Raw genomic sequence first — 25,396 nt, forward strand, 5'->3', positions numbered from 1 at the left:
ATTCTACTCGGAGAATTTTTTATAAACAATTATTTACTCTTGAATTTTGAATTTTTAAAATGCATGTAATCCCTTTGAAATTTTTGTTTTGTTTATCGCTTTATAATTGTTTTATTGATTTTACATTGTGTATGTGATTTAATTGATTTTTTTGACACAAATACCTCTACTCTTAATTTATGGATTTTTTTTTAATAAATAAAAAAAATTACCATACATTTCATTAATGTTACATAAGTAACGTTAATGTTTCAATCCTGAAAATTGTTGAGGTATGAGCTGAATGCATCTCATATAACATCCTTTTCTAAAGTTGCTACTCTTTTTCCTTCAAAGCGTAGTAATGTATATTTAAAAATTTGATTTCAATTTTATTATAAAAAAGAAAAAGCAGAGACTCACATTTCGTGAATTTCTGCTTTATATATATATATTAATAGCAATTAATTATAAACTATTATATTTTGAAACAACATTTTCAACTGTAAAACCAAATTCTTTCAAGACTAAATCTCCTGGAGCAGAGGCCCCAAAATGATTGATGGTTACGGTTGTACCAGCAGTTCCAACGTAACGTTCCCAACCAAATGGTGAAGCAGCTTCAATTGCTACACGTTTCGTTACATCTTTGGGTAGGACAGACTCTTTGTAGTCTGCTGTTTGTTTTTCAAACAAATCAAAACTTGGCATTGAAACAACTGAAACATCTTTTCCTTGTTCAGCTAATGCTTTTTGAGCTTCGATTGCTAAATTAACTTCTGAACCAGTTGCAATCAAGATACCTTCTGGTTTTTCACCTTTTTGTTTAGAAATCACATACGCACCTTTTTGAACTAGTTCTCCCGCGTTTTCTTTAGTGCCTTCAATAACTGGTAAGTTTTGACGACTTAGAACTAAAATCGTCGGCGCATCTTTTGTTGTCATGGCAATTTTCCATGCGGCAACAGTTTCATTCCCGTCAGCTGGACGAATTACTTGTACACCAGGCATGCAGCGAATGCTTGCTAATTGCTCAACAGGCTCATGTGTTGGCCCATCTTCACCAACCGCTACAGAATCATGTGTCAATACATATGTGACTGGAGTGTTTTGAATTGCTGCTAAACGGACCGCGGGACGTAAATAGTCAGTAAAAACAAAGAATGTTCCACCATAAATACGGCTTCCTCCATGCAATTGAATCCCATTCATTGCAGCTGCCATAGCAAACTCACGAACACCAAACCAAATATTACGGCCTTCGTATTGCCCAGGTTCAAAATCTTTTTCTGCTGCAACCATTGTATTATTTGAAGCAGATAAATCAGCTGAACCTCCCCAGAATCCAGGTACAGATTTAGAAATCGCTTGAATCGTTTCTTTGCTAGTTACACGGCTAGCTGCACTTGATCCCACTTCATAAGTTGGCAATTCGCTATCCCAATTTTCAGGAAGTTCATCAGCGAAAGCTTGTTTAAATTGCTTCGCTAACTCAGGATGTTCTTTCGTATAGTTTTCGAACATAGTATTCCATTTATCTTCAGCTTTTTCGCCTTCTTCTACCATTGTTTCTTTAAAGCGCGTAGCTACTTCTTCTGGAACCGTAAAATCAGGATATTCCCAACCGTAAACAGCTTTTGCGGCAGTAATTCCTTCTGCTCCGATTGGTGCGCCATGAACAGAAGAAGTTCCTTCTTTTGGAGCGCCATAACCGATAACTGTTTTAACTTCGATCAATGTTGGTTTATCTGACTCAGCTTTTGCGGCTTCGATTGCGTTAGAAATCTCTTCTAAATCATTCCCGTCTTTCACTAGGATATGCTGCCAACCGTAAGCTTCATAGCGAGCTCCAACATTTTCAGTGAAAGCTTTTGATGTTGGGCCGTCTAAAGAGATATCATTTGAATCGTATAACACAATCAGTTTGCCTAATTTCATGTGTCCAGCCATAGAGCTTGCTTCTTGGGAAACACCTTCCATCAAATCACCATCACCACATAATGCGTAGGTGTAATGATCGATTACAGGGAAACTATCGCGATTATAAGTCGCTGCAGTGTGTGCCTCAGCCATTGCCATCCCCACAGCCATTGCGATTCCTTGACCTAAAGGACCAGTCGTTGCTTCAACACCATCTGTATGATGTACTTCTGGATGTCCCGGTGTTTTACTCCCCCATTGACGGAAATTTTTTAGATCGTCCATCGTTACACCGTAGCCTGCTAAGTGAAGTAAACTATAAAGCATTGCAGAACCATGACCAGCAGAAAGAATAAAGCGGTCTCTATCTACCCAGTTTCTTGATGTTTTCGGGTTTACCTTCAAATGTTTTGTCCAAAGCGCGTAAGCCATAGGTGCAGCACCCATTGGTAATCCTGGATGTCCTGAGTTTGCTTTTTGTACCGCTTCGATACTCAATGTACGAATTGTATTGACGCCTAACTGATCAGTGTTGTCGAACAAAAAAATCATCTCCTATTTAGGTTTTTTTTACCTTTATTAACTATATTTTATCGTATTTTGTTTATGAAAGCAATTACTTTTAGTAAAAAGAACTAAAATTATTTTCTGTTATGCAATCCTTTCGCTTTTTGAATCTCTTTCAATTTATCAGGCGTAACATCATTTCCTTTAGGATCAACAACTTTCATCCCCTCTATATGATGACGCATACCACCACGAAAAGCAGCTAGGTATTCTTGACGAAGTACTTTTTGTTCTGCTTTTTCTTTCTCAGTCAACTCATTTTCTTTTGCCATTTTAGCAAGTTCGTTGATTCGGTTCATTTTTTCTGATGATAACATGTATCGTTGCCTCCTTAATTTTAAAAACTGAACAAGCTCGTTCAACCTTAATAATAAAATAGGAAAAACTGAAGATAGCATTTTTGGCCACAACCCTATTTCTTTTTTCGAAAGGCTAGCCTGTAAAGCTCGATAGCTTAAAAATACATAATGAATATTATACAAGTTTACTTTCCATGTCTATCTTATAAGATGCACACAAAAAATACAACTATATTATTAATAAAAAAGGGAAAGAGCTCTGTTTGTTTCTGGTATGGGCTATGAATCACCATTACGTTTTTTTCAAAATATCCTAAAATGACTTTTTCAAAAAAACACGAACGCTTGTTTGATTCCTGTATAAAACTATGGTACACTAAAAATATAAATCGAAAGAAGGTGCGGGTTTTGGTGAAACGTACAGACACAAGACAAATCGAAGTATTAAAATATATATACGAACAAGTTGAACTTAAGGGCTATCCCCCGACCGTAAGAGAAATCGGAAAAGCAGTGGACCTTTCTTCAACTTCTACTGTACATGGACATTTAGCACGTTTAGAGAAAAAAGGAATGATTTTACGAGACCCTACAAAGCCAAGAGCAATCGAATTGACTGCAGATGGTTTAGAAAGAATAGGTGTAAGACCTACAGTCATCCCAATGTTAGGTGTTGTTACCGCTGGTGAACCTATCTTAGCTGTAGAAGAAGCTTCTGACTTTTTCCCTCTTCCTCCTGATTTAAAAGCAGAAGAAAACGCGTTATTTATGCTAACTATTAGAGGAGAAAGCATGATCAATGCAGGTATATTAGATGGCGATCAAGTAATTGTCCGTAAGCAAAACGCTGCATCTAATGGCGATATCGTTATTGCGATGACCGATGAAGATGAAGCTACTTGCAAACGATTTTTTAAAGAAACAGATCATATTCGCTTACAACCAGAAAACGATGCTTTAGATCCTATTATTTTAGATAATGTAAGTATTTTAGGAAAAGTTGTCGGATTATACCGCAATCATATTTAGATAACAAAAAAACATACTTTTGAAAGTATGTTTTTTTGTTGGCTCTATACTTTCTGATGTTGGTGAGAAATCACTGGCATCTTTTTAATGCAAAATAATAGAAAAGACACCCTGATATCCTTTAGAATTAAGTCGACTAAAACCAATCAAAAGGAGGAAATCAAGATGTCCTATACAAATCTTATCAAAAATACCTTAGATATTCTAGACTTAAATATTATTTTTAATGAAAATTCTTTAAAAAAGGAACGAATCAAAGGACGAATCTGCCACGTATTTTCTGGTACATTGGATTATTTCGCTCACTCCTGTCATCATTGTGGTGCCAAAGAAAACGGATCGATTATTCTTTGGAGCTTTACAACGTGTCTGATTTTACTGAATGATGTCTCTGAGGTTCAGACATACTTACGCTTGAAGAAACGTCGTTTCTTCTGTCATTCTTGTGATAGAACTTTTGTCGCTGAAACAAGTCTTATCGAAAAGTGTTGCTCGATCTCTAAGAAAGTCAAGCTTTCGATTGCCGAGCGTCTACGAAACACTTCGTCTATGAGCGAAATTGCCCGTCAAAAGAAGGTCTCTGTTTCCTCTGTTTATCGCGTATTGAAACAGTTTTACGAACCAAAAAAAATCAATCGACTCATCTTGCCAGAAGTTCTTTGTTTTGATGAATTTAAATCAGTGAAACAAGTCGCTGCCTCTATGAGTTTCATTATGATGGATGGACAAACAAAGCAATTACTCGATGTCGTTGAAAACCGCCAGTTGCCTTTTTTAGAACGCTATTTCTCACGATTTTCTTTATCTGTTCGTGAAGGTGTAAAATACATTGTTTGCGATATGTATACGCCTTATTTTTCTTTAATTAAGAAACTATTTCCCAAGGCTCAGATTGTTCTTGATCGCTTTCATATTGTGCAACACATCGGGCGAACGTTCTTAAAACACCGTATTCAACGAATGAATACCTTTCTCCATCAAGGATCTGTAGAAGCCAAAAAATACCGTCACTTGAAGAAATACTGGAAACTACTTCAAAAGAATCAATCGAAGCTCAATTTTGAAAAACGCCAATGGCGTCCTTCCTTCCGTGCTTATTTAACAGAAACCGAACTCGTGGATCGGTTACTTGCCTATGATGAAGAATTAAAAGCTGGCTATACCTGTTATCAGGATTTTCTCTATGCCATACAAACAAGAGATTACACACGGTTTCACGCGTTATTAGAACAAGATTATTCTAGGCTTCCAGCTTATTATCAAACAACCATTACTACCTTTAAAAAAGTTCAAACGGGCATTAAAAATGCGTTGGATTTGCCTTATTCCAACGGACCGTTAGAATGCTTGAATAACCATATCAAAGTATTAAAGAGAAATGCCTACGGCTTCCGTAACTTCTATAATTTTAAATTGAGGATTACTTTATGCTTTGGTACTGTTCTTTTTCAACCAAATAGAAAAACCTAGAGGAATTTCCCTCTAGGCTTCATCATTGATTTAATTCTTTAGATTTTCTTCACCAACATTAGTTGACAAAGAGCCTTTTTGTTATCTAATCAGTTAAATTATAGAAAAACAATTTAATCTACAGACACTTTACGTTGATAGGTTTCAAATTGATGCGCGTAGCTATTCTCTTCATCTTGTACCCCTTCACTTAAATTGATCAAGGTCCAATCATTCCAATTAACAGGCGGAAATTTCGTATCACCTTCAAATGAGTGATGAATAACTGTACGGTACAATACATCACAATGCGGTAAAAAATTCTCGTAAACTGCTGAACCACCCGCAATAAATGTAATCCCTGAAAAAGTTTTTGCATAGTCAAGAACGTCTGATACGGTATGGTAAACTAGAACACCATCTGCATGATACTCTTTGTCTGTAGTTAAAACGATCGTTTGACGATTCGGTAACGGGCGACTCCCCATACCTTCAAAGGTTTTTCTCCCCATAACAATAGTATTGTTTTCTGTCATTTGTTTAAAAAATTTCAAATCATTCGGCAAATGCCAAGGTAAACGATTTTCTTTGCCAATCGTCCCTTGTTCATCTTGGGCCCATATAGCTGCTAACATAAGGAGTCTCCTTTCAAATTAAACGGCAATTGGCGCCTTGATTGCAGGATGTGGATCATATCCTTCGATAACAATATCTTTCATTTCAAAATCAAAAACTGATTTTTTTTCTTGATTTAGTTTTAGTGTAGGAAACAATCGAATCTCTCGAGACAGCTGTTCATTCATTTGATCAATATGATTCGTATACAAATGAGCATCGCCTAATGTATGGACGAAATCACCTACCTCTAAACCTGTTTCATGAGCAATCAAATGAGTCAACAAGGCATAACTCGCAATATTAAACGGAACACCAAGAAAAACATCTCCGCTACGTTGGTAAAGCTGACAACTTAATTTCCCGTCATTTACATAAAATTGAAACATGGTGTGGCATGGTGGTAAAGCCATTGATGGAACATCTTCTGGATTCCACGCTGATACGATCAAACGTCTGGAGTCTGGTGTTTTTTTGATCATTTCAATAACATTTTTTACTTGATCAATAAAGCTGCCGTCTTTGGTTTCCCAATGCCGCCATTGAGCACCGTAAATATTGCCTAATTCACCATACTTTTCCGCAAAAGCATCATCCGATAAAATATTTTCGCAAAAATTTTTATGCTCTTTTTCATAACTTTCCTTAAAAGCCTCATCCGTCAGTACCCGACGGCCAAAATCAGTCATATCAGGACCTTTATAATCTTCACTTTTGATGTAGCGTTCAAAAGCCCATTCATCCCAGATATGATTGTTGTGTTGCAGGAGATAGCGAATGTTCGTATCACCATTTAAAAACCATAAAAGTTCGCTTTTAATTAAGCCAAACGGTACTCGTTTTGTCGTTAGTAAAGGGAAGCCTTTGGACAAATCGAAACGCATTTGATGACCAAAAATACTTCTGGTACCTGTACCAGTGCGATCTTCTTTAAGGTGACCTTCCTCTAAAATTTTACGGCCTAATGATAAATATGCTTCTTCCATAGTTTATGCCTCCTAATTTTCTGCAAATTCACTTAAATATTCCCAGCGTTCCATTTTCGCTTCAAGCTCTTGTTCCACTGTGGACAGCTCTGTTTGAAGTTGTTGTAGCTTTGTAAAATCATCTCCTTGATGATTCATCTCTTCACTCAGTTGTGCTGTACGTTCTTCCAGTTGAGCGATATCTGTTTCGATTGTTTCCCACTCTTTTTGTTCCATGTAGGTCAATTTTGTTTTTTCTTTCTTTTCGGTTTCTTTTGTCGGTTTTGTTTCAGACTTGATTGCCTTTTTAGACTGCTCTTTATTTACAGTTAAATATTCACTCATAGAACCGAAATAAGTTGTAATTTCACCTTCTCCTTGAAAAACAAGTAATTTCTCCATTGTTTTATCTAAGAAGTAGCGGTCATGAGAAACTGCAATTACAGCACCTTTAAAGGTTTGAATATAATCTTCTAATATCGTTAAAGTGTCAATATCCAAATCATTTGTTGGTTCGTCCAATAATAGCACATTAGGTTGCCCGATCAATAGTTTTAACAAATACAGTCGACGTTTTTCACCACCGGATAATTTACCAATAACTGTCCCGTGCATAAAGCGAGGAAATAAAAATCTTTCCAATAGTTCAGCAACACCTATGTTCGTTCCATCTGTTCGTTGAACTTGTTCTGCCGCTTCTTGTAAGTAAGAAATCATACGTTGATTTGGATCCATTGCTTCATTTTGCTGCGTATAATAAGCTAGGTTTACCGTTTCTCCAATTGAGTACATTCCACTATCTAAATCCAAACGACCAGCCAAAATATTTAACAATGTCGATTTTCCTGCACCATTTTTTCCAGTAATTCCAATACGATCTTTCGCCTGAATAAGTAGATCAAATTGTTTTAGAATTGTTTTATGTTCGATTTCATACTGTCCATCTTTGATTTCTAAAACTTTTTTTCCTAGTCTTTTCGTGGCTACATCAATTTCCAATTGCCCTTTTTGATTGACTTGATGAAGGTTTTCTTTAAGATCATGGAATCGATCTTGTCGGGCTTGTTGTTTTGTACCACGTGCTTTTACTCCAGCACGCATCCACTCAAGCTCTTGTTTGTAAAGCTGCTTTCTTTTTTCTTCTTGTTCTACACCAACTCGTTCTCGTTCTGCTTTTGAAATAATATAGGCTTCATAATTTCCTTTATATTCATATAATTTCCCAAAGGATAATTCAAAAATCCGATTCGTTACACGATCTAAAAAATAACGATCATGTGTTACCATTAAAATTGCCCCACGGTATCCATTTAAAAAGCTTTCCAACCAACTGATTGCTTCATAATCTAAATGGTTTGTCGGTTCATCTAGCAATAATAAATCTGGCGATTCTATCAATACTTGCGCTAAACTAACACGCTTTTTTTGCCCACCAGACAATTCGCCAATTTTCTTATGCAAGGTTTCAATACCTAATTTCTGCAAAATTATTTTGGCATCAGTATCCGCCGTCCAAGCATCTTCTTTATTCATTCGTTCTTCCGCTTGAGCATATTGCTTTTGAGCCTTTTCACTAAGGCCATCGGTAGCTAATGCAAGTAATGCTAACTCGTAATTTTTTACCGCTTGAATAATTGGAGTCTCCCCTTGAAAAACAGCCTCTACAACTGTTAAATCAGGATCGAACTCTCTGTCTTGAGAAAGATAGCCTATTTGATAATCATTTGGCTGCTGAATTGCTCCGACATCCCCATCACCGCTATCAATACCAGCGAGGATATTCAATAAACTAGTTTTACCAGTACCATTTGTACCAATCAATCCGATTCGGTCTTTATCATGAATATGGAAAGAAATATGATCAAACAATGTTTTCTCTCCATATGTTTTAGTCAATTCATTTACTTTTAATTCATTCATATGCTCACGCCCTTTTCATCCTGCTTATTGTAACAAAAAAAAGTAAAAAAAAGAAGCTAGTTTTCTTGGTCTGCTTCTTTTTTTAATTCTCTTGTCAATTTTCTAAGCGGAATAGTATTAGAAACGTCATTAATTGAATACGATTCTAACAGATTAACATTTTTGCGATATTCATTTGCTTCAAAAGAAGAAATCTTTTCAGAAAGTTCATATTCATCGATTACTCTTCGTTCTTCTTGGTATCCGATCAAGAGTTCTTTAGCATAATTAGACTGCGAACGAACAATAAAAGAATCAATAAACGTTCCATCTTCTAGCCTATGAGCAAATTGAAGACGTCCATCTATAAAGAATTGAATAATTTCTTCATCATAAACACCTTTTAAGTTATCCAAACTTTTCAAAATGACTTCAGTATTTTGTAAAAAGACTTGACGAACATTTTCCAATTCTTCCTTTTGAAACTCCCGTCGATTTTCTTCATCCTTTTTGCCGAATAACATATTAGGATGCACAAAAAAAGCAATAATTTGACGAACAAAAAGTAGCCAAAAACCAATAATCGAAAGTAGTTGTCTAGCAATAGAGCGTTCCATTCTAGAAATTAGGCGTTCATAAAGTCGATATCCTTCAATACCGATCTCTTTTTGACGGAAACTCTCTTCTAAACCATCTCTTTCTATCGAAACGATTAACGCCCTTAACTCTTGCACCTCTTGTCGTTGATCTGAGGGCAATTGCTCTGTATATAATTCTTTGACACGATCTTGATAATTTTCAATCACAACGTTCATTTCAACATGGGGATCGTCTTGATTGATTTTTTTAAGTCTTTCAATGACATCTTGTAATAACGTAATTCCCTGAACATTGGTACTTTCGATCTCATCTGATTCTGTCAAAAATGGTAGAACAAGAATGCCACCTACTAAAGTAACCAAAATTACACAAGCCGTAATAAATAACAATAATGATCGTTCTGGAAAAGCTTGTCCATTTAAAGTTAACGGTAAAATAAAAATCGTAGCCAAACTGACAGTTCCCTTGACCCCGCCAAAAGTTAGAATCAGCATTTCATTCATCGACTGCCATACATTCTTTAATCCGTTTTTCACACTGTAAATCAAAAAAATAGAGAAAAAACGCGCAACAAACAATGTAACACTTAAAATCAAAATAACTACCATCAAGAAACTATTAGAGTATGTCTCGCTATTCCAAATTGGTGAAAAGACCTGTGATAACTCGATTCCCAAGAAAAGGAAAACTAATGCATTCAACATAAACGTAATAGTACCCCAAGTACTTTCTGAAACACTTGAAAGTTCTGCTTCAAACAAAGAAATCTTTTTAAAACTGGCAGCTTGCATAACTCCTGCTACCACTGCCGCAATAATCCCCGAAACATCGAACAGTTCAGCGACCATATAGGCTAAGAATGGCAACAATAACTCTAATAATAAATAACCGGTTACATCTCTTGCTGAAGCTTTTTCTAAGATCATAACAACTTGACGTTTGATCATGACTAAAACAGCTCCTACAATGGCACCACCAATACTAGAGACAACCAACGTAATTCCGGCATCTGCAGCTGAGAAACTACCAGTCAACAACGCTGCAAGCGCAAATTGAAAAGCCGTAACGCCAGACGCATCATTAATCAGACCTTCACCTTCCAAAATATGCATTGCTTTGGGCGGTATCTGAATTTTTCCAGATAAAGAACCTACAGCCACTGCATCTGTAGGTCCAAGTGCTGCACCTAAAGCAAAACAAGCTGCAATCGGCAAAGCAGGAATAACCATATGTAAAGCCCAACCCACACTAACAAGTGTGATCAATACGCCAATAAATGCTAAAAATAAAATGACACTAAAATTTTTCATCGTTGCAGAAATATCATTTCGTTCCCCTTCGCGAAACAATAAAGGTGCAATAATCATCACTAAAAATATTTCTGGTTCAAATACAATTTCACGACCGATATCTGTCAGTCCGATTAAAACCCCTACGATTATTTGGACAATTGGTAATGGAATAATCGGAACAATTCGATTAAAGACGTTTGAAAATGTTATGGCAAAAGCAAATACAATAATTAAATAAACAAACCCCATCTTGTATCCCCCTTATTAATTAATGATTGAGTTGTTTTCCTAAATACCGTAATAATTTTTCTTTCTTACAGGTAATTTTTTTCTCTATAAGTCCAAGCTCTTTTTCTTTATCGCAGAGTTCTAGTTGCGCACGGCGCGCTTCTAATCGAAGTAACTCGGATTTGATTAATTCAATTTTTTTATAGTTTAAAAAATTTCTTTTTTTAATATGACGTTCCCACTCAGCTTTTTTTTCTGGAGGTAACTCTTTATATTTTTCGCGTAATTCAGCAATTCGTTGCTCTATTTCTTTACTCACAACAATACTTCCTTTCAGAATTTCTCTGCACATTATAGCAAACAGTTAAAGAAATACCTACTAAAATTAACTATTCTTTAAAAAAAACTTTTTGAATAGATTTTCTAACGCTTACATTTCAATAACAGAAGAAAATAACGACGATTTCCTCCTATATTTATCGGTTATTTATCCTCATCTACTAAAATACTGATTTCAGCATCTTCATTCAATCGTTCTGAAAAAAATGCTAGTAACTCTTCCAATGGAATAGAAAATTTCATCATCGGACCACGCCGGTCATTTTTAAAGTAATTTAAGCGAATTTCTTTTTTTTTGACCAATAACGCCATTTTCTCAACGTCCTGATACAAGATACCATTTTTATCAAAAGGTCCTAAAATAATCCGATCATCTGAAAGTCCTTTTGTATCTAGTAAAAAACTTAAAACAAGCAAAACCGATAGAAAGCCACGAATTCTTTGATCGGTAGTTTTTTCAGTGGTTAAAGTAAGGAGTAAGATAAGCAAACTAAACCCAATCACCAAAACATAAACAAGTTTTCTTTTAATGCTTTTGATCAGGATACTTTTTCTTACTAAAATCAAATAAACATACAAGATTACGACAAAAGCTACAAGTAGCAATGTAAAAAATTCTATACCCAAAATACGCTCCTTTTATAACCGAAATAGTATTACGCTTTTTTATTTAATTCTGTCAATTGCTGATTGATTTTTTTTATTTTATCCTTACAAGCTAATATATCACGAATCATCTGATCTCTCTTATCGCCAAGCGGTAAACGATTGACCACCTGATAATATGCAGCGAGTAGTTGAACTTGTTTCATTTTTTCTTTTTGCAAACGTTCTTCAATTAGATTCATCCACTCGCCCTCCTTTTTTATTTAAGTATACCTTACTTTTAAAGGAAAATGACTATTGAATCGTTATTTTTTATTGTAACATACTATTTCTTTTTCGTTGAGCTATACGAACAGGTTCATACAGTTTATTTTTTTCTATTTTAAGGATGACAACTAGTTTGAGCGACATATGCCTTCCTAAAGAATGGTACCCGTAAAAAATAAAGATGAAACAAAAACTGAAAAACAGCCTTGTTTCATCTTTTCATTTATTGAGCCGAGATACAGATTCCGATTGCTTTCTCGCCTAAATGTGTTCCGATAACTGGGCCAAAATGACCAATTTCAATAATTGCATTTGGGTATTGCTTTTGAAGCTTTGCTTTTTCTTCTTCAGCAACCGCTAAATTATTTGCATGAATCACATATAATTTCACTGGTCGGTTGATCTCTTTGTCTCGTTTGCCAATAATCTTTTCTGCACGAGCAAAAGCTTTTTTCGTCGAACGGATTTTTTCAAATAAAACGATTTTACCATCTTCGAATGTTAAAATCGGCTTGATTTTCAATAGTCCAGCAATCAAAGCAGCCCCATTCGTTAAGCGTCCGCCACGTACAAGATTGTTCAAATCGTCAACAATCAAATACGCATAAGTATTATCTCTAATAATGTCTAATTTAGTAAATATCTCTTCTAAGCTAGCATTTTCTTTCACTAAATCCAAAGCCGCTTCTACCATATGTCCCATTGGTACACTTGTAATCTTAGAATCATAAGGATAAAGCGTAATACCTTCGATCGAATCCGTTAATGAAAATAATGTATTAACAAAACCAGAGATACCCGATGAAAGATGAATACTGATAATCGTATCATATCCTTTGGCAGCAATTTCTTTGTACAGTTCAATAACTTCACCTAATGCAGGCTGAGAGGTCGTTGGAAACTCATTACTATTATTCAATAAGCTATAATATTCATCGGCTTCAATGTCGATTCCTTCGTTATATATCTTACCATCTAAAATAACAGGGATGGGAATAACAAATAGATTGGGTGAGTTCTTAATTCGCTCAGGTAAATAAGCTGTACTATCTGTCACAATAGCAATTTTCATTTTGTAACCTCGTTTCACTAAATTTACACGGTATTATAAATATAGCATAAATCAGTTCATAATTAAATAAAATACTTATTGATCAAGAAAACTTTGAACCGCTTCTTTATTCGTATCCAAATCGATTTGAAGGACGCTGCCGGCATAATCAATATCTAAATTACTCCAAGAACCTTCAACTGGAACAGTTAAGCGCTCGATTCCGCCACCGCCTTTTAGCATCAAGGATGGACCGTTTTTAAGCATAAATGATGTAGGAACATCGGTTGACATATACCCTACTAAACGACCTAACGATTCTGGTGTACGGAGCAACGCTAAAGGATTCTTTAATTGTCCCATAACCGCTGTCATCACTTGCTGTTGACGACGAACACGACCGAAATCGCCTTCTTCATCTTTTCTAAAACGTGCATATTGCAAAAGTTTATGGCCATCCATTTTCTGACTACCTTTAAAAATATCAACACCATCTAGATTCAGATCTTTTTCAGCATCGATTTTAACACCACTTGGAAACATTGAGTCTATAATTTTTTCGAATGATTGAAAGTCCACTTTTGCGTAGTATCTAGTCTGAATATTAAAATTTTCTGCTAAAGTTTGACGAACTAAATCAGCTCCACCTAACGCGTAAGCTGCATTGATCTTATTGGCATCATAACCCGGAATATCTACAAATGTATCCCGCATAAAGGAAATCAATCTAGGCTTTTTAGAAGGACCGTCCAACTGCAACACCATAATAGTATCCGCTCGGCCAGAATCGTCTCCTCTTGTATCACTACCTAAGATCAAGATATTATTCGCACCGTTCGCACTTTTTACTCCATTGAACGTCTCGATTGCCTCTTTAGGTAAAGAATTATCATTTTCAGCATAAGATTTTCCTTTGAAAAAGAACCCAACTGCTAATACAATTAACAAGACTAAAAATAAAAAAATTCTTTTAGGCCAACTAAATCGTCTCTTTCTTTTTGGTTTTTTCGGCTTTTTATCTTTTTTTGAAACATTTTTTGACTTGTCAGTTGTATATGTTTGTCCTAAATGTTGATTTGGTTGATCCAATGGTTCTTGTTCTTGATAATAGCTATTTCTAGGTTCTTCAGTATAATTTTTTTCTTTCCTTGGATTAAAGCCATTCTTTTCTTCTACTGGTTTTGATTTATCATGTATGTGTTTATAGCGATCTACACGGCTCATATTTCCACCTCACTTCAATTAACAACAGTTATAAGCATACCTTATTTTGCTAAAAATTCCTATTAGATAGACAAAATTTAACAAAAAATAAAAAGACCTTTTCAGATCTTTATACTCCGTCGATTGGGTGAATTGCATAATTTCCGAATATTTTCACTGATCCGCCCATTAAACGTATTTCTTCTAAAGCATTCTCTAGTAATCGTTGCGGTTTTTGAACATTAATATCAATTAAAAAGAAATATTCACCTAAAGTTGTTTTTAATGGTCGTGATTCAATTTTACTTAAATCAATTTCTCGCCAACTGAAGGCCGATAACGCTTTGTGTAATGCTCCTGGCATGTTATTTGGCATCGTCAATGCAATCGTTAGTTTTTGGTTGGTAGATTCGATTGGTACTTCGACTTTTTCAGATCCTATGACCCAAAACCTAGTCTGATTGATTGCTACATCCTGAATGTCTTTGCCAACAATTTCAAGATCATATTTTTCAGCGGAAAGTTTTGGTGCAATAGCCGCGATTTTTTGATCTGGATGACTCGCCACAAAACTTGCAGCATAGGCAGTAGATGGTGTTGCTTCAAGTTCAGCCATTGGAAAATAGGTACGGATAAATTCCTGAGATTGTGCTAAAGCTTGAGGATGAGACAAAATTTTGCTTGTTTCTTGCCAGGCTCCCTTGTTTTCTTTTGCTACCATCAATTGTTGATAGATTGGCAGAACGATTTCCGCCCCTACTGGAATTGTTGTTTGATGAAAAAGATAGTCTACTGTAGTATTAACAGATCCTTCTATCGTATTTTCAATTGGAACAACCCCTAAATCAACCTCGCCAAACTCAACTCCTTTAATACAAGCTGGAATCGAATGATAAGAAATCAATTCTTCATTTGGAAAAGCAGTTTTTGTTGCGTTATGAGTAAAAGAAGCTTCTGGACCTAAAAAACCGACTTTCATTTGCTCACCTACTTATATATTTTTTAAAATTTCATGGACGATTTCCTCAGGTGTACGATTATCAGTGGCAACCACTAAGCTGGCACTTTCTTCATAAAACGGAATCCTTGGCTCAAAAACTTGTTTGATTTCTTCTGGTGATTTTGATACAACTAAAGGTCTAACAGTCGTATGATCGTGTTTTAACCTTGGAATGAATACTTCTGGTTTGGTTTGTAAATAAATAACGGGTGCCATTTGTTTTAAAAGTTCTCGATTCTCAGACCTCATTACGATTCCGCCACCAGTTGATACTACTTGATCATGGTCTAAATAGCGTTTTAAAACATTTGTTTCTCTTTCTCTAAATGCATCTTCACCATGTAAATCAAAATATTCTTGAATTGTCATACCAATTTCTTCAACGATTTTATCATCAAAATCGATATGTTCCATCCCAGTTTTTTCTGAAAGAAGTTTCCCGACTGTTGTTTTCCCGGCTCCCATAAAACCAATTAAAATAATCCCCTTCATCATTCGTTCCTCCGTTTATCGATATAATTTATTTAAATCATCAAAAAATCTTGGATAAGAAACAGAAATCGCCTCTGCTTTTTCTAATTCTACTGTTCCATCTTTTACTAACAGCGCAGCAATTTGCAGCATCATACCAATGCGGTGATCTCCATAACTGGTAACTTTTGCACTATGAAGTGGCGTTTTACCATGAATAATCAAACCATCATCGGTAGGTTCGATATTAGCACCCATTTTATTTAGCTCATTAGCAACTGCATCGATTCGATTAGTTTCTTTTACTTTTAACTCTTCAGCATCACGAATGATAGTAATTCCTTCAGCTTGCGTCGCCAATAAAGCAATGATCGGTAGCTCATCAATCAACCTCGGAATGATTTCTCCACTGATTTCGATTCCTTTCAATTCACTCGTTTTAACAGTTAATGTTCCTGCCTTATTTGCCATGCTGCCTGTTTCTTCAATTGTTAATTTTCCACCCATTTGTTCAATAACGTCAATAATACCAGTTCGGGTTGGGTTTAAACCAACATTATTCAACACAATTCGACTGTCAGCGATAATTAAACCTGCCACAAGAAAGAATGCTGCTGAAGAAATATCACCTGGTACAATAACTTCTTGGCCTACTAATTTTTGTGGACCGCTAATACGTATTTCTTTTCCCGACACGGAAATTTCTCCACCAAACTGACGAATCATGTCTTCTGTATGATCTCGAGTTTTTTCTTTTTCTACAACAACTGATTCTCCTTGTGCTTGTAAGGCCGCAAAAAGAATCGCTGATTTAACCTGCGCACTAGCCACTGGCATCTGATAGTTGATTGGTTGTAACTTTTCTGTTCCTTCTACAGTAAGAGGGGGAAATTCTGTCCCATCATGACCAGAACATTTTGCACCCATTTGATTGATTGGTAACATCACTCGATTCATCGGTCGTTTTGCAATCGAATGATCACCAAATAATTGAGATGTAAATGGTGCTCCAGCTAAAATCCCCATAATCAATCGGATCGTGGTACCAGAATTTCCAACATCAATTGCTTGTTTTGCTTGTTTCAATCCTGAAAATCCTGTTCCATAAACGGTGATAGTTTCGCCATCATCTTCAATTTTAACCCCTAAATCCTTAAAAGCTTTTAAGGTACTTAAACAGTCATCGCCACGCAGAAAATTTTTAATCGTCGTTTTGCCTTGTGCAATTGCACCAAACATAATACTTCTATGTGAAATTGATTTATCACTAGGAACATCGATCATTCCATTTAAGTTGACTTTGTTAACTACTAAATCCAAATTACCCCTCCTAAATTTAAAAGCAAAACAAATCGGTTAATTTTTGTCCTTACTCATTTTTCATAGCATAAATAATTCGTTTGCTTTTTAATGCAATCCTTTGCTTTTTCCAAATCTTCTTGACGTTTAAACGTTAATTGTAAGATACCATAGATATCTTCTCTCGTTTCAAGAATTTTCAAATTAATCAAGGATAGTTTTGCTTTGCCAAGTAACCCTGTGATCTCCGCAATGACCCCTGGAACATCAGGAACATCCACAAATAAATCATGGAATGCCGGAATTGCACCTTCTTTGTGAACAGGCATTTGATTTCTCGTCTCTTTTGCTTCATAAAAAAATTGAAAAATAGCCTCTTTATTTTCGGTTTGAATCCAAGTTGAAACTTGGTCCATTTCAGCTTGCCACGCGTTCATTAACGTTAGCAAGCTCTCTTTATTACTTAGTAGAATATCCGTCCACATTTGCGGATCAGATGACGCAATTCTTGTGATATCTCGAAAACCACCAGCCGCTAATTGTCGTGATCGGGGGTGCTCATCATTAAAGATCTTACTTTGATTTACCAATCCAGCTGCGATAATATGAGGTAAATGACTGAGCATTCCTGTAATCTGATCATGTTCTTCAGCTGTAAGAACAACAAATTTTGCTCGTGTTCCTTGTAACAAGGTTTGTAATTCTTTGATTTGACTTTGTTTCTCTACTTCTGAGGAAGCTAAAATATAATAAGCATTCTCAAATAAATTTTCATCAGCTGCGGTCACACCTGATTTATGTGATCCAGCCATTGGATGTCCACCAATAAATGTTTTTAATCCAGCCTTTTGAGCTACTTGAACAATCTCTCGTTTCGTACTCCCTACGTCAGAAATAATCACATCTTGTTTTAACGATAAAGTACCTAAAACGTTTAATTGTTTCAACATGCTTTTAACAGGTGTGCACAGGAAAATGATGTCTGCTTGCACAGCTTCTGTTTCCAAAGAACTGCCTATTTGATCGATAATGTTTCTTTTTAAAGCAAATTCTTCTGAAGTTACTTGATTATCTATTCCAATAACCGTTGTAAATGGATGTTCTTTTTTTATACATAATGCTAATGAACTACCTATCAAACCTAGGCCGATAATCAAAACCTTTTTATCCATTCCGCTTCACTCTCCATTTTTTGTTTTAGTTAAAACGTTTGAGTATAACGGCGATAAGATTCAACTTCTTCTTTCATTTGTTCAAATGAATCACTGCCAAATTTTTCCAACATTGCTTGGGCAACTTCTGTTGCGACCACAGCTTCACAAACGACACTTGCAGCCGGAACAGCCGTGCTATCCGACCGCTCAACACTTGCTTTATAAGGTTCTTTTGTATCAATGTTGACACTTTGTAATGGCTTATATAACGTTGGAATAGGCTTCATAACACCTCTAACAATAATTGGCATTCCATTTGTCATACCACCTTCAAAACCGCCAAGATTGTTCGATGTTCTTGTATACCCAGTTGCTTTATCCCAAACAATTTCGTCCATGACTTGGCTACCTGGTTTAAAGCCCATTTCAAATCCAATCCCAAACTCAACGCCCTTAAATGCATTGATACTCGTAACCGCTTGGGCAATTTTGGCATCTAATTTGCGATCCCACTGAACATAGCTACCTAAACCAATTGGTACACCACCAACAACGACTTCTACTACGCCACCGATCGTATCACCATTTTTCTTTGTCTTATCAATTAAGTCGCGAATTTCTTGTTCGACTGATGAATCAAGAACACGCACATCTGAATTTTCTGAGCGTTCTTGAATTTCTTTGACCGTTAAGTTATCTGGGATTTCAGCTTTGATACCGCCTAAAATCGCAACATGTCCTGCTACTTCAATATCCAGTTCCTTTAGTAACTTTTTAGCGATTGCTCCTATTGCAACTCGCATCGTTGTTTCACGCGCTGATGAACGTTCTAGTACATTTCTAAGATCATCATGCTGGTATTTGATACCACCGACAAGATCTGCATGTCCTGGGCGTGGTTTATTTACTCGTCGGATTTTTTTTTCTTTCTCAGAAACTTCATCAATTGACATGACAGAAGTCCAATTTTTCCAATCTTTATTTTCAACGACAAGTGTGACCGGTGATCCTAGTGTTTTGCCGTGACGAATACCGGAAGTGATTCTTACTTGATCTTTTTCAATCAACATTCTGCCGCCACGGCCATATCCACCTTGTCTTCTAGCTAACTCTAAATTAATATCTTCTGGCGATAACGGCAACCCAGCTGGTAAGCCTTCTATTATTGCTGTTAATTCTGGTCCATGTGATTCTCCCGCTGTAATAAAACGCATATGATTTCCTCCTAAATTTAAAAGCGTAACGGCTTTGTCCAGCTCTGACAGAAAAATAGTCGAAGTTGAACGTAATGCTTTTTGTCACATTCAATTTTTGTCTTTTTTCTTAAGACCTTCAATCCTAAGGGCTGTAGCTCATAGAAATTGTTGCGATGGTGCTAGCCCTTGTAGCTAACTAATTTAAATAACTCTTCATTTCTTCGATTGGAATCCGAACGATTTTCGCTTTACCGATCGACTCCAATAAAATAATATTGATTTTTCCGCCACGTGTTTTCTTATCATGAGTCAATGCAGTATACAATTGCTCTTGATTCCAATGATTCGATGTCACAGGAAGATGAAATTTTTGAATCATTTTATTTAATTGTTCTGTTGTACCAACTGGAGTCAAATTTTTCCGTTCGGCAACTTTTGTGATTTGACTCATCCCGATTGCGACGCCTTCACCATGAGTTAAATTACCATATCCAGCGGTATTTTCCAGTGCATGACCGATTGTATGACCAAAATTGAGAAGTAAACGTACTCCGTTGTCAAGTTCATCTTCTTCCACAACACTTCGCTTTATTTTACAACAAGATGCAATAATTTCTGTTGCATGTGCTCTTAGATCATTCTCATCAGTTAGTGCACCTAACTTTTGCCATAAGCTCTCATCTGCGATAGCGGCAGATTTGATAATTTCAGCGATTCCTTCTCGAATACGTCTTACTTCCAACGTATTCAAGGTATCAGGATCAATCAAAACACCATCTGGTTGAGCAAATGTACCTACTAAATTTTTTGCTTTGGTTGTATTAACAGCAGTTTTCCCGCCAATACTACTATCCACTTGAGCCAATAATGTGGTTGGAACTTGTAAAAAATGAAGACCTCGCATATATGTTGAAGCGACAAAACCAGCTAAATCTCCAACAACTCCACCACCTAAAGCAATAATTCCATCGCTTCTAGTCATTCCTTCATCTGCTAGAAAATCATAAATTTCAGCAGCTACAGACAAACTTTTACTTTGCTCACCAGCATCAATTACAAATATTGACGTCTCAAATCCTGCTTCTTTCAAACTTTTGTAAACTTGATCACCGTACAAAGGGCGAACATTTGTATCTGTTATAATTACGATCTTTTGGGGTGACCACAGTTCTTTTGCCCAAGAGCCAATATTTTTTAACAAACCATTTTCAATGACTAGATCATAAGAGTGATTTGGTAAATTTACCGTCAGTTTCAATTACTTCAACTCCTTTTTTTATGAGAAAACAATAACCTTCCGTTACTACCCAGATTACTTCATTCTTTACCCTAACGCGTTGATTTCTTTCATAGCTTTTTCAATGATATGAACTTCTTCCATCATACGCATGTATGTTTTTTCGTTTAATGATTGTGGACCGTCAGACCAAGCGTTGATTGGATCTGGATGAATCTCAACAATCAAACCATCAGCCCCCGCTGCAATACCTGCACGTGCCATTGATGGTACAAGATCCCAAATTCCTACACCGTGACTTGGATCAACAATAATTGGAAAATGGCTTAATTTTTTAATTAATGGAACTGCGCTCAAATCAAGTGTATTACGAGTTGCGGTTTCGTAAGTCCGAATACCACGCTCGATAAAAATAACATTGAAGTTTCCTTTGGCAGCGATGTACTCTGCAGCATTTAACCACTCATCAATTGTACCAGAAATACCACGTTTTAAGCCAATTGGTTTCCCCGTTTTCCCTACAGCTTGTAACAATTTGAAGTTTTGCATATTTCTAGCACCAATTTGTAAAATATCACTGTATTGGGCAATCATATCGATGTGTGCTTCATCCATAACTTCTGTAATAACTTTCATATCAAATTCATCTGCTGCTTGGCGAATGTATTTTAGACCTTCTTCTTCTAATCCTTGAAAAGCATAGGGTGATGTTCTTGGTTTAAAAGCGCCGCCTCGCAAAATAGTTGCACCGCCTGCTTTAGCAATTCTCGCACATTCTCGAATTTGGTCTAAACTTTCGATTGAACATGGGCCTGCCATCATCGTCATACTGCCATCACCGATTTTTACACCATCAACATCAACAATCGTATTTTCTGGATGAAACTCACGACTTGTCAGTTTGTATGTCAACGATATTCTTACTGCATTTTCAACACCATCGTAACTATTGAACGCCACATCTTGCATTTTTCTTGTGTCACCAACCAAGCCTATGATTGTTTGTTCCTTGCCTTCACTTAGATGAACTTCTAGTCCCTCTTTTTTCACTCGTTCGATCACCGATTTGATTTGTGCTTTCGTTGCTTCTGATTTCATAATTACGATCATGTTGTTCTCTCCTTCAGTCAAGTTAATTTAGTTATTTTCAATAATTGGTTTTACGATTTCTATTGGCATTTCTTGTCCTGTCCACTTTTCAAACGCTGCAGCACCTTGATAAAGCAACATACCCAAGCCGTTATTGGTTTTAGCGCCACGTATACGGGCTTGTTTAAGAAATTCAGTTTCTCTTGGTGTATAGATGACGTCACAGACAGCGAGATCTGGACGAATGATAGAAAAATCTTGTATTGGTGTCTGTCCTTCTAATGGCTTCATTCCAACACCAGTTGCATTTAATAATAACGTACTTTCTGCCACATCTTTAGATAGGCGATTTTCATCAGATAAATCATACAAGGTAATGGCACAGTTTGTATTTTCAGAAATATAAGCTAGCTTTGCTTTGATTTTGTCGTAAAAATCATCTTTACGATTGTAAACCGTGATTTCTTTGACCCCATCTAAAGCCGCTTGAACAATAATCGCTGTAGCTGCACCACCTGCTCCGATAATTGTTATTTTTTTACCAATAATGTCAACATCGATATCTTGCAAACTTCTCATAAAGCCAGTTCCATCAGTATTATGCCCGGTTAATTTTCCCTGATTGTTGGTGATAGTGTTAACCGCACCAATCAAACGAGCCGCTTCACTTAATTCATCCATATATTCGACAGCCAAAATTTTATTGGGCATCGACAAATTTGCACCGATCATTTCCAAATTTTTGATTGAATCAATCGCTCGCTCTAACCCATCTGTCCCTACTTCAAAAGCCAAATATACCGCGTCGATTCCTAATGCTTGAAAAGCTGTATTATGGATCATTGGTGAAACACTGTGACGAATCGGTGTTGCAAATAATGCAGCTAATCTTGTGTGTCCTGTAATCGTATTTTCCATCCTAGTTCCTCCTCAAAAGCGATTTTTCTCAAACAAAAAAGGTATTCACGTAAATTTTCAGAAAAATCTACAGTGAACACCTCACAAAAAATAGGTAATATAAAAGCCACTATAGATTTTCTCATCTACGCGGCTGAAAGTCATCTCGAAATCCCCTAGCCATCATAGATACAAACTTGCTAGTCTGCATCCATAATGTTATGAATACAAACTCATCTAAAATAGCTAAAGTAATAATTATTCAGTTGTAATTGGTTATGCTTCATGGTTGTCATATGAATCACTCCGTAACTGATTTATTTAAGAATTGTTCTCAGTATATACCTAGGCCAACGACGTGTCAACCTATTTTGTTACTTATTCTTTTATTTTTTCTAGTTTTTTTAAAATAAAAACTAGTAATTATGCGTGTTCATCATACTTTAATTTTTTTACTTTTATTTTCTTTTAAAAGATGTTTTACAGCTAAAATAGGATGATAAAGTAACATTCTTGGTCCGGAGTATCTCATCACTTGTTTCATTTGTTCTTTGTAATCGGGGCGATAACAATGTACCGGACACTGTTTACAAGTGGGCTTTTCCTCCCCAAACCGACAAACATCCAATCGAAGCTGTGAGTAAGACAACAACGTTTGTTTATCGATTGCAGGTTCTTTATGTTTTTTATAATAGATATCGATCATTGCAATGATGGTTCGCTTTTCTTCTTTTATTTTTGGTCCATTATTTTTTTTCACCATTTTTATCACTCATTATTCAATCATTGATTTTTAAAATGATTTTCCCTTTATTTTTGTTGCTCCTCATATATTGATGGGCTTTTTCCACTTCTTCCAGCGAAAATACTGTATCTACAACGGGTTTTAGCAACCCTTCTTCAAACAACTTTTTCGTTTTAGTTGAAAACTCTTCAGTCAGCTCTGCTTTGTAGGCATCACTTCTCGGTGTCAGCAATGTCCCTTTTATTGTGATTCTTTTTTCAAGTAAATCCATTAAATTGAGTTCTTCAATTACTGCACCACCTAAAATACCAATAAGAATCAAACGACCATCATAGGCGATACTCGCAACATTTTGTTTCCAATAGGATGCACCAATAAAATCTAAAATAATATCCACACCGCGCCCTTTAGTTTCTTGGAGAATTCGCTCACTAAAATTTTCGTCGTGGTAATTAATCAGAACGTCTGCGCCCAATGATCGACATAGATCCAGTTTTTCAGAAGAGCCTGCTGTAACAAAAATTTTAGCTGACGTTAATCCTTTCGCTAACTGGATTGCAGCCGTCCCTACACCACTAGCACCAGCGTGTATCAAAACTGATGCATTAGAATCTAGATTACCAAGCCAAAACAGCGTTTGATACGCTGTTAAAAACACTTCTGGAATTGCCGCACCTTCTTCAAACGTCAATTGCTCAGATAAAAGCATTGCATTACCTATGTTCATCACAGCGTACTCAGAATACCCGCCACCATTCACAAGCCCCATCACTCGACTACCACATGGAAATAGCTCTGAATCACTTTCTATTACTGTTCCAGAAACTTCAACTCCTAAAATCATATTGCCTTTTGGAAGTCTTCCCGTTTCTATTGCCACTAAATCGGTGCGGTTGATCGCTGCAGCTTCAACTTTAATCAATAGCTGCTTCTCATTTCTTTTAGGTAATACAGCATTTTGTGTTAGTTTTAAAATAGGTTGACTATTCTTATATGATAATTCTATAGCTCTCATTTTTACACCTCACCGTTTTAATAAAAAAACCGTAGAATCTCTCAAAAGAAATCTACGGTCAAATCAACTATTTATTAAAGTTCTTCACCGTATACGTCATCAACTGTTTGAGTTGGATCAATCACGATATATAAACTTTTCGTTTTTTCACTGACTTTAGTAGATTGATAGACATTATCTAAACCTTCGTCAGTTTTATCCTTGTATGGGAAGTAAACTAAATCTGGCGTACCAGTTTTATATAAAATTTCCATACGTTCGATATCTTCATATTTTAAAGCACGGGCAAACATTCCTAATTCTAATCCACCAAGATTGATATCATGAGTTTGAACATGATCGCCTTCTTGGAAGATTTCGATTTTAAATCCTTCACATGGGTGAATTTCCATAAATTCACTTCCATGGATGCGGCCAAAACTAGTTGAAATTTGTTTGATCCATAAATCTCCGATAAAACGGCGACCGATCGTCCAAGTTTCACCATTTCTAAAATAAAACTTTAATCCTGTCATTTCTCTACTCATAATGTAAGTCCCCTTATCTAAAATAATTTCTACAAAGTTAAGTTTAGCATAACTTTCTGGCTAGGTCACACCATTCGCCTTATCACTTACGAAGTGCTAATTTATCCAAAAAAACATCCGTTAAGATAACAGCTCTTTGATGGATTCCAGTTGCAACTAATTCCTCGTTATCAAATACATCGAAAGAAAAATTTATCTTTGATGTCTCCTGAGAGTCAACTTTTACCTTGACCAGAATATTGGCCCCCACTTTAGACGGACGTAAGTGTTTTGCATTTATTACTGTTCCTACACTTGTTTCTTCTGATGCCAACTCTTTATGCAAATATTCTTTTGCAGTATTCTCAACCATTGCAATCATTACTGGAGTCGCTAGTACATCAAGATCACCCGATCCCATTTCTTTTGCAGTATCCTTTGAACCAACAACAAACGTTTTAGAAAACTCTTCCATGCTT

General features: G+C 36.1%; 25 protein-coding genes. 2 read left to right on the forward strand and 23 right to left on the reverse strand.

Translation table 11 applies throughout. From position 1 onward, the window contains the following. Positions 1–447 precede the first annotated feature (447 nt). Both tkt and IGJ02_RS08340 read right to left on the reverse strand, forming a co-directional pair. On the reverse strand, positions 448–2,442 hold the full coding sequence (gene tkt / locus IGJ02_RS08335) for a transketolase (protein ID WP_430601694.1): 1,995 nt from the start codon (positions 2,440–2,442) through the stop codon (positions 448–450). Positions 2,443–2,540: 98 nt separating this feature from the next. Then, positions 2,541–2,783 carry a DUF896 family protein gene (locus tag IGJ02_RS08340; protein WP_010761386.1) on the reverse strand — a complete coding sequence of 81 codons (243 nt, stop codon included), beginning with the start codon at positions 2,781–2,783 and terminating at the stop codon, positions 2,541–2,543. A gap of 390 nt (positions 2,784–3,173) precedes the next feature. Between IGJ02_RS08340 and lexA the strand changes: the two genes are divergently transcribed. Together lexA and IGJ02_RS08350 are read left to right on the forward strand one after the other, a co-directional pair. Continuing rightward, positions 3,174–3,794 carry a transcriptional repressor LexA gene (lexA, locus tag IGJ02_RS08345; protein ID WP_430601695.1) on the forward strand — a complete coding sequence of 207 codons (621 nt, stop codon included), beginning with the start codon at positions 3,174–3,176 and terminating at the stop codon, positions 3,792–3,794. A gap of 165 nt (positions 3,795–3,959) precedes the next feature. After that, complete coding sequence (locus tag IGJ02_RS08350; protein ID WP_430601696.1) at positions 3,960–5,264, forward strand: ISL3 family transposase; 1,305 nt, start codon at positions 3,960–3,962, stop codon at positions 5,262–5,264. A 113-nt stretch (positions 5,265–5,377) separates the two neighbouring features. On the opposite strand, the gene IGJ02_RS08355 is transcribed toward IGJ02_RS08350, so the two are convergent. From IGJ02_RS08355 to IGJ02_RS08455, 21 genes are all read right to left on the reverse strand, one after another. Then, positions 5,378–5,878, reverse strand: coding sequence for a dihydrofolate reductase (locus tag IGJ02_RS08355; protein ID WP_010761388.1), 501 nt, complete (start codon positions 5,876–5,878; stop codon positions 5,378–5,380). An 18-nt stretch (positions 5,879–5,896) separates the two neighbouring features. Continuing rightward, entirely contained in the window at positions 5,897–6,844 is a 948-nt protein-coding gene (locus tag IGJ02_RS08360; protein ID WP_430601697.1) for a thymidylate synthase, read from the reverse strand. 12 nt (positions 6,845–6,856) lie between these two features. Continuing rightward, entirely contained in the window at positions 6,857–8,743 is a 1,887-nt protein-coding gene (locus IGJ02_RS08365; RefSeq protein WP_430601698.1) for an ABC-F family ATP-binding cassette domain-containing protein, read from the reverse strand. Between the two features lie 56 nt (positions 8,744–8,799). After that, a complete protein-coding gene (locus IGJ02_RS08370; RefSeq protein ID WP_010761391.1) occupies positions 8,800–10,863 on the reverse strand; it encodes a cation:proton antiporter in 2,064 nt (687 codons plus the stop codon). 19 nt (positions 10,864–10,882) lie between these two features. Continuing rightward, positions 10,883–11,161: a hypothetical protein gene (locus IGJ02_RS08375; RefSeq protein ID WP_010761392.1), complete on the reverse strand. Its 279-nt coding sequence runs from the start codon at positions 11,159–11,161 to the stop codon at positions 10,883–10,885. Positions 11,162–11,325: 164 nt separating this feature from the next. Next, positions 11,326–11,808 carry a hypothetical protein gene (locus IGJ02_RS08380; RefSeq protein ID WP_430601699.1) on the reverse strand — a complete coding sequence of 161 codons (483 nt, stop codon included), beginning with the start codon at positions 11,806–11,808 and terminating at the stop codon, positions 11,326–11,328. A gap of 29 nt (positions 11,809–11,837) precedes the next feature. Beyond that, positions 11,838–12,029 (reverse strand): hypothetical protein, encoded by a 192-nt coding sequence (locus tag IGJ02_RS08385; RefSeq protein WP_010761394.1) that lies wholly within the window; start codon positions 12,027–12,029, stop codon positions 11,838–11,840. 248 nt (positions 12,030–12,277) lie between these two features. Beyond that, positions 12,278–13,126: a DegV family protein gene (locus IGJ02_RS08390; protein ID WP_010761395.1), complete on the reverse strand. Its 849-nt coding sequence runs from the start codon at positions 13,124–13,126 to the stop codon at positions 12,278–12,280. Positions 13,127–13,201: 75 nt separating this feature from the next. Beyond that, positions 13,202–14,329, reverse strand: a complete 1,128-nt coding sequence (locus tag IGJ02_RS08395; protein ID WP_430601700.1) for an LCP family protein — start codon at positions 14,327–14,329, stop codon at positions 13,202–13,204. 109 nt (positions 14,330–14,438) lie between these two features. Next, positions 14,439–15,287 carry a prephenate dehydratase gene (gene pheA, locus IGJ02_RS08400; protein ID WP_010761397.1) on the reverse strand — a complete coding sequence of 283 codons (849 nt, stop codon included), beginning with the start codon at positions 15,285–15,287 and terminating at the stop codon, positions 14,439–14,441. Between the two features lie 12 nt (positions 15,288–15,299). Next, positions 15,300–15,800 (reverse strand): shikimate kinase, encoded by a 501-nt coding sequence (locus tag IGJ02_RS08405; protein ID WP_034682726.1) that lies wholly within the window; start codon positions 15,798–15,800, stop codon positions 15,300–15,302. A gap of 15 nt (positions 15,801–15,815) precedes the next feature. Further along, positions 15,816–17,099 carry a 3-phosphoshikimate 1-carboxyvinyltransferase gene (gene aroA, locus IGJ02_RS08410; protein ID WP_430601701.1) on the reverse strand — a complete coding sequence of 428 codons (1,284 nt, stop codon included), beginning with the start codon at positions 17,097–17,099 and terminating at the stop codon, positions 15,816–15,818. 53 nt (positions 17,100–17,152) lie between these two features. Next, entirely contained in the window at positions 17,153–18,250 is a 1,098-nt protein-coding gene (locus IGJ02_RS08415) for a prephenate dehydrogenase (protein WP_430601702.1), read from the reverse strand. Positions 18,251–18,279: 29 nt separating this feature from the next. Then, a complete protein-coding gene (gene aroC, locus IGJ02_RS08420) occupies positions 18,280–19,446 on the reverse strand; it encodes a chorismate synthase (RefSeq protein WP_430601703.1) in 1,167 nt (388 codons plus the stop codon). Between the two features lie 178 nt (positions 19,447–19,624). Beyond that, positions 19,625–20,686, reverse strand: a complete 1,062-nt coding sequence (gene aroB / locus IGJ02_RS08425; RefSeq protein WP_430601704.1) for a 3-dehydroquinate synthase — start codon at positions 20,684–20,686, stop codon at positions 19,625–19,627. Positions 20,687–20,752: 66 nt separating this feature from the next. Next, positions 20,753–21,775 (reverse strand): 3-deoxy-7-phosphoheptulonate synthase, encoded by a 1,023-nt coding sequence (aroF, locus tag IGJ02_RS08430; protein WP_430601705.1) that lies wholly within the window; start codon positions 21,773–21,775, stop codon positions 20,753–20,755. Between the two features lie 27 nt (positions 21,776–21,802). Then, positions 21,803–22,672 carry a shikimate dehydrogenase gene (gene aroE, locus IGJ02_RS08435; RefSeq protein WP_430601706.1) on the reverse strand — a complete coding sequence of 290 codons (870 nt, stop codon included), beginning with the start codon at positions 22,670–22,672 and terminating at the stop codon, positions 21,803–21,805. A gap of 415 nt (positions 22,673–23,087) precedes the next feature. Beyond that, complete coding sequence (locus tag IGJ02_RS08440; protein WP_430601707.1) at positions 23,088–23,414, reverse strand: nitrous oxide-stimulated promoter family protein; 327 nt, start codon at positions 23,412–23,414, stop codon at positions 23,088–23,090. A gap of 16 nt (positions 23,415–23,430) precedes the next feature. Continuing rightward, a complete protein-coding gene (locus IGJ02_RS08445) occupies positions 23,431–24,411 on the reverse strand; it encodes an NAD(P)H-quinone oxidoreductase (RefSeq protein WP_010761406.1) in 981 nt (326 codons plus the stop codon). Between the two features lie 74 nt (positions 24,412–24,485). Next, positions 24,486–24,938 carry a hypothetical protein gene (locus IGJ02_RS08450; RefSeq protein ID WP_010761407.1) on the reverse strand — a complete coding sequence of 151 codons (453 nt, stop codon included), beginning with the start codon at positions 24,936–24,938 and terminating at the stop codon, positions 24,486–24,488. Positions 24,939–25,020: 82 nt separating this feature from the next. Then, complete coding sequence (locus tag IGJ02_RS08455) at positions 25,021–25,392, reverse strand: thioesterase family protein (protein WP_010761408.1); 372 nt, start codon at positions 25,390–25,392, stop codon at positions 25,021–25,023. Positions 25,393–25,396 lie beyond the last annotated feature (4 nt).

This window comes from Enterococcus sp. DIV0724b, from assembly GCF_050531475.1.
In the GTDB taxonomy this organism is placed as follows: domain Bacteria; phylum Bacillota; class Bacilli; order Lactobacillales; family Enterococcaceae; genus Enterococcus_L; species Enterococcus_L haemoperoxidus.

What these genes read in the sequence shown, in the direction of transcription:
- IGJ02_RS08340 (WP_010761386.1), bottom strand. Translation starts at nt 2,783, where the DNA reads ATGTTATCATCAGAAAAAATGAACCGAATCAACGAACTTGCTAAAATG.
- IGJ02_RS08350 (WP_430601696.1), top strand. Translation starts at nt 3,960, where the DNA reads ATGTCCTATACAAATCTTATCAAAAATACCTTAGATATTCTAGACTTA.
- IGJ02_RS08355 (WP_010761388.1), bottom strand. Translation starts at nt 5,878, where the DNA reads ATGTTAGCAGCTATATGGGCCCAAGATGAACAAGGGACGATTGGCAAA.
- IGJ02_RS08360 (WP_430601697.1), bottom strand. Translation starts at nt 6,844, where the DNA reads ATGGAAGAAGCATATTTATCATTAGGCCGTAAAATTTTAGAGGAAGGT.
- IGJ02_RS08365 (WP_430601698.1), bottom strand. Translation starts at nt 8,743, where the DNA reads ATGAATGAATTAAAAGTAAATGAATTGACTAAAACATATGGAGAGAAA.
- IGJ02_RS08370 (WP_010761391.1), bottom strand. Translation starts at nt 10,863, where the DNA reads ATGGGGTTTGTTTATTTAATTATTGTATTTGCTTTTGCCATAACATTT.
- IGJ02_RS08385 (WP_010761394.1), bottom strand. Translation starts at nt 12,029, where the DNA reads ATGAATCTAATTGAAGAACGTTTGCAAAAAGAAAAAATGAAACAAGTT.
- IGJ02_RS08390 (WP_010761395.1), bottom strand. Translation starts at nt 13,126, where the DNA reads ATGAAAATTGCTATTGTGACAGATAGTACAGCTTATTTACCTGAGCGA.
- IGJ02_RS08395 (WP_430601700.1), bottom strand. Translation starts at nt 14,329, where the DNA reads ATGAGCCGTGTAGATCGCTATAAACACATACATGATAAATCAAAACCA.
- pheA (WP_010761397.1), bottom strand. Translation starts at nt 15,287, where the DNA reads ATGAAAGTCGGTTTTTTAGGTCCAGAAGCTTCTTTTACTCATAACGCA.
- IGJ02_RS08405 (WP_034682726.1), bottom strand. Translation starts at nt 15,800, where the DNA reads ATGAAGGGGATTATTTTAATTGGTTTTATGGGAGCCGGGAAAACAACA.
- IGJ02_RS08415 (WP_430601702.1), bottom strand. Translation starts at nt 18,250, where the DNA reads ATGGATAAAAAGGTTTTGATTATCGGCCTAGGTTTGATAGGTAGTTCA.
- aroC (WP_430601703.1), bottom strand. Translation starts at nt 19,446, where the DNA reads ATGCGTTTTATTACAGCGGGAGAATCACATGGACCAGAATTAACAGCA.
- aroF (WP_430601705.1), bottom strand. Translation starts at nt 21,775, where the DNA reads ATGATCGTAATTATGAAATCAGAAGCAACGAAAGCACAAATCAAATCG.
- aroE (WP_430601706.1), bottom strand. Translation starts at nt 22,672, where the DNA reads ATGGAAAATACGATTACAGGACACACAAGATTAGCTGCATTATTTGCA.
- IGJ02_RS08440 (WP_430601707.1), bottom strand. Translation starts at nt 23,414, where the DNA reads ATGGTGAAAAAAAATAATGGACCAAAAATAAAAGAAGAAAAGCGAACC.
- IGJ02_RS08445 (WP_010761406.1), bottom strand. Translation starts at nt 24,411, where the DNA reads ATGAGAGCTATAGAATTATCATATAAGAATAGTCAACCTATTTTAAAA.
- IGJ02_RS08450 (WP_010761407.1), bottom strand. Translation starts at nt 24,938, where the DNA reads ATGAGTAGAGAAATGACAGGATTAAAGTTTTATTTTAGAAATGGTGAA.
- IGJ02_RS08455 (WP_010761408.1), bottom strand. Translation starts at nt 25,392, where the DNA reads ATGGAAGAGTTTTCTAAAACGTTTGTTGTTGGTTCAAAGGATACTGCA.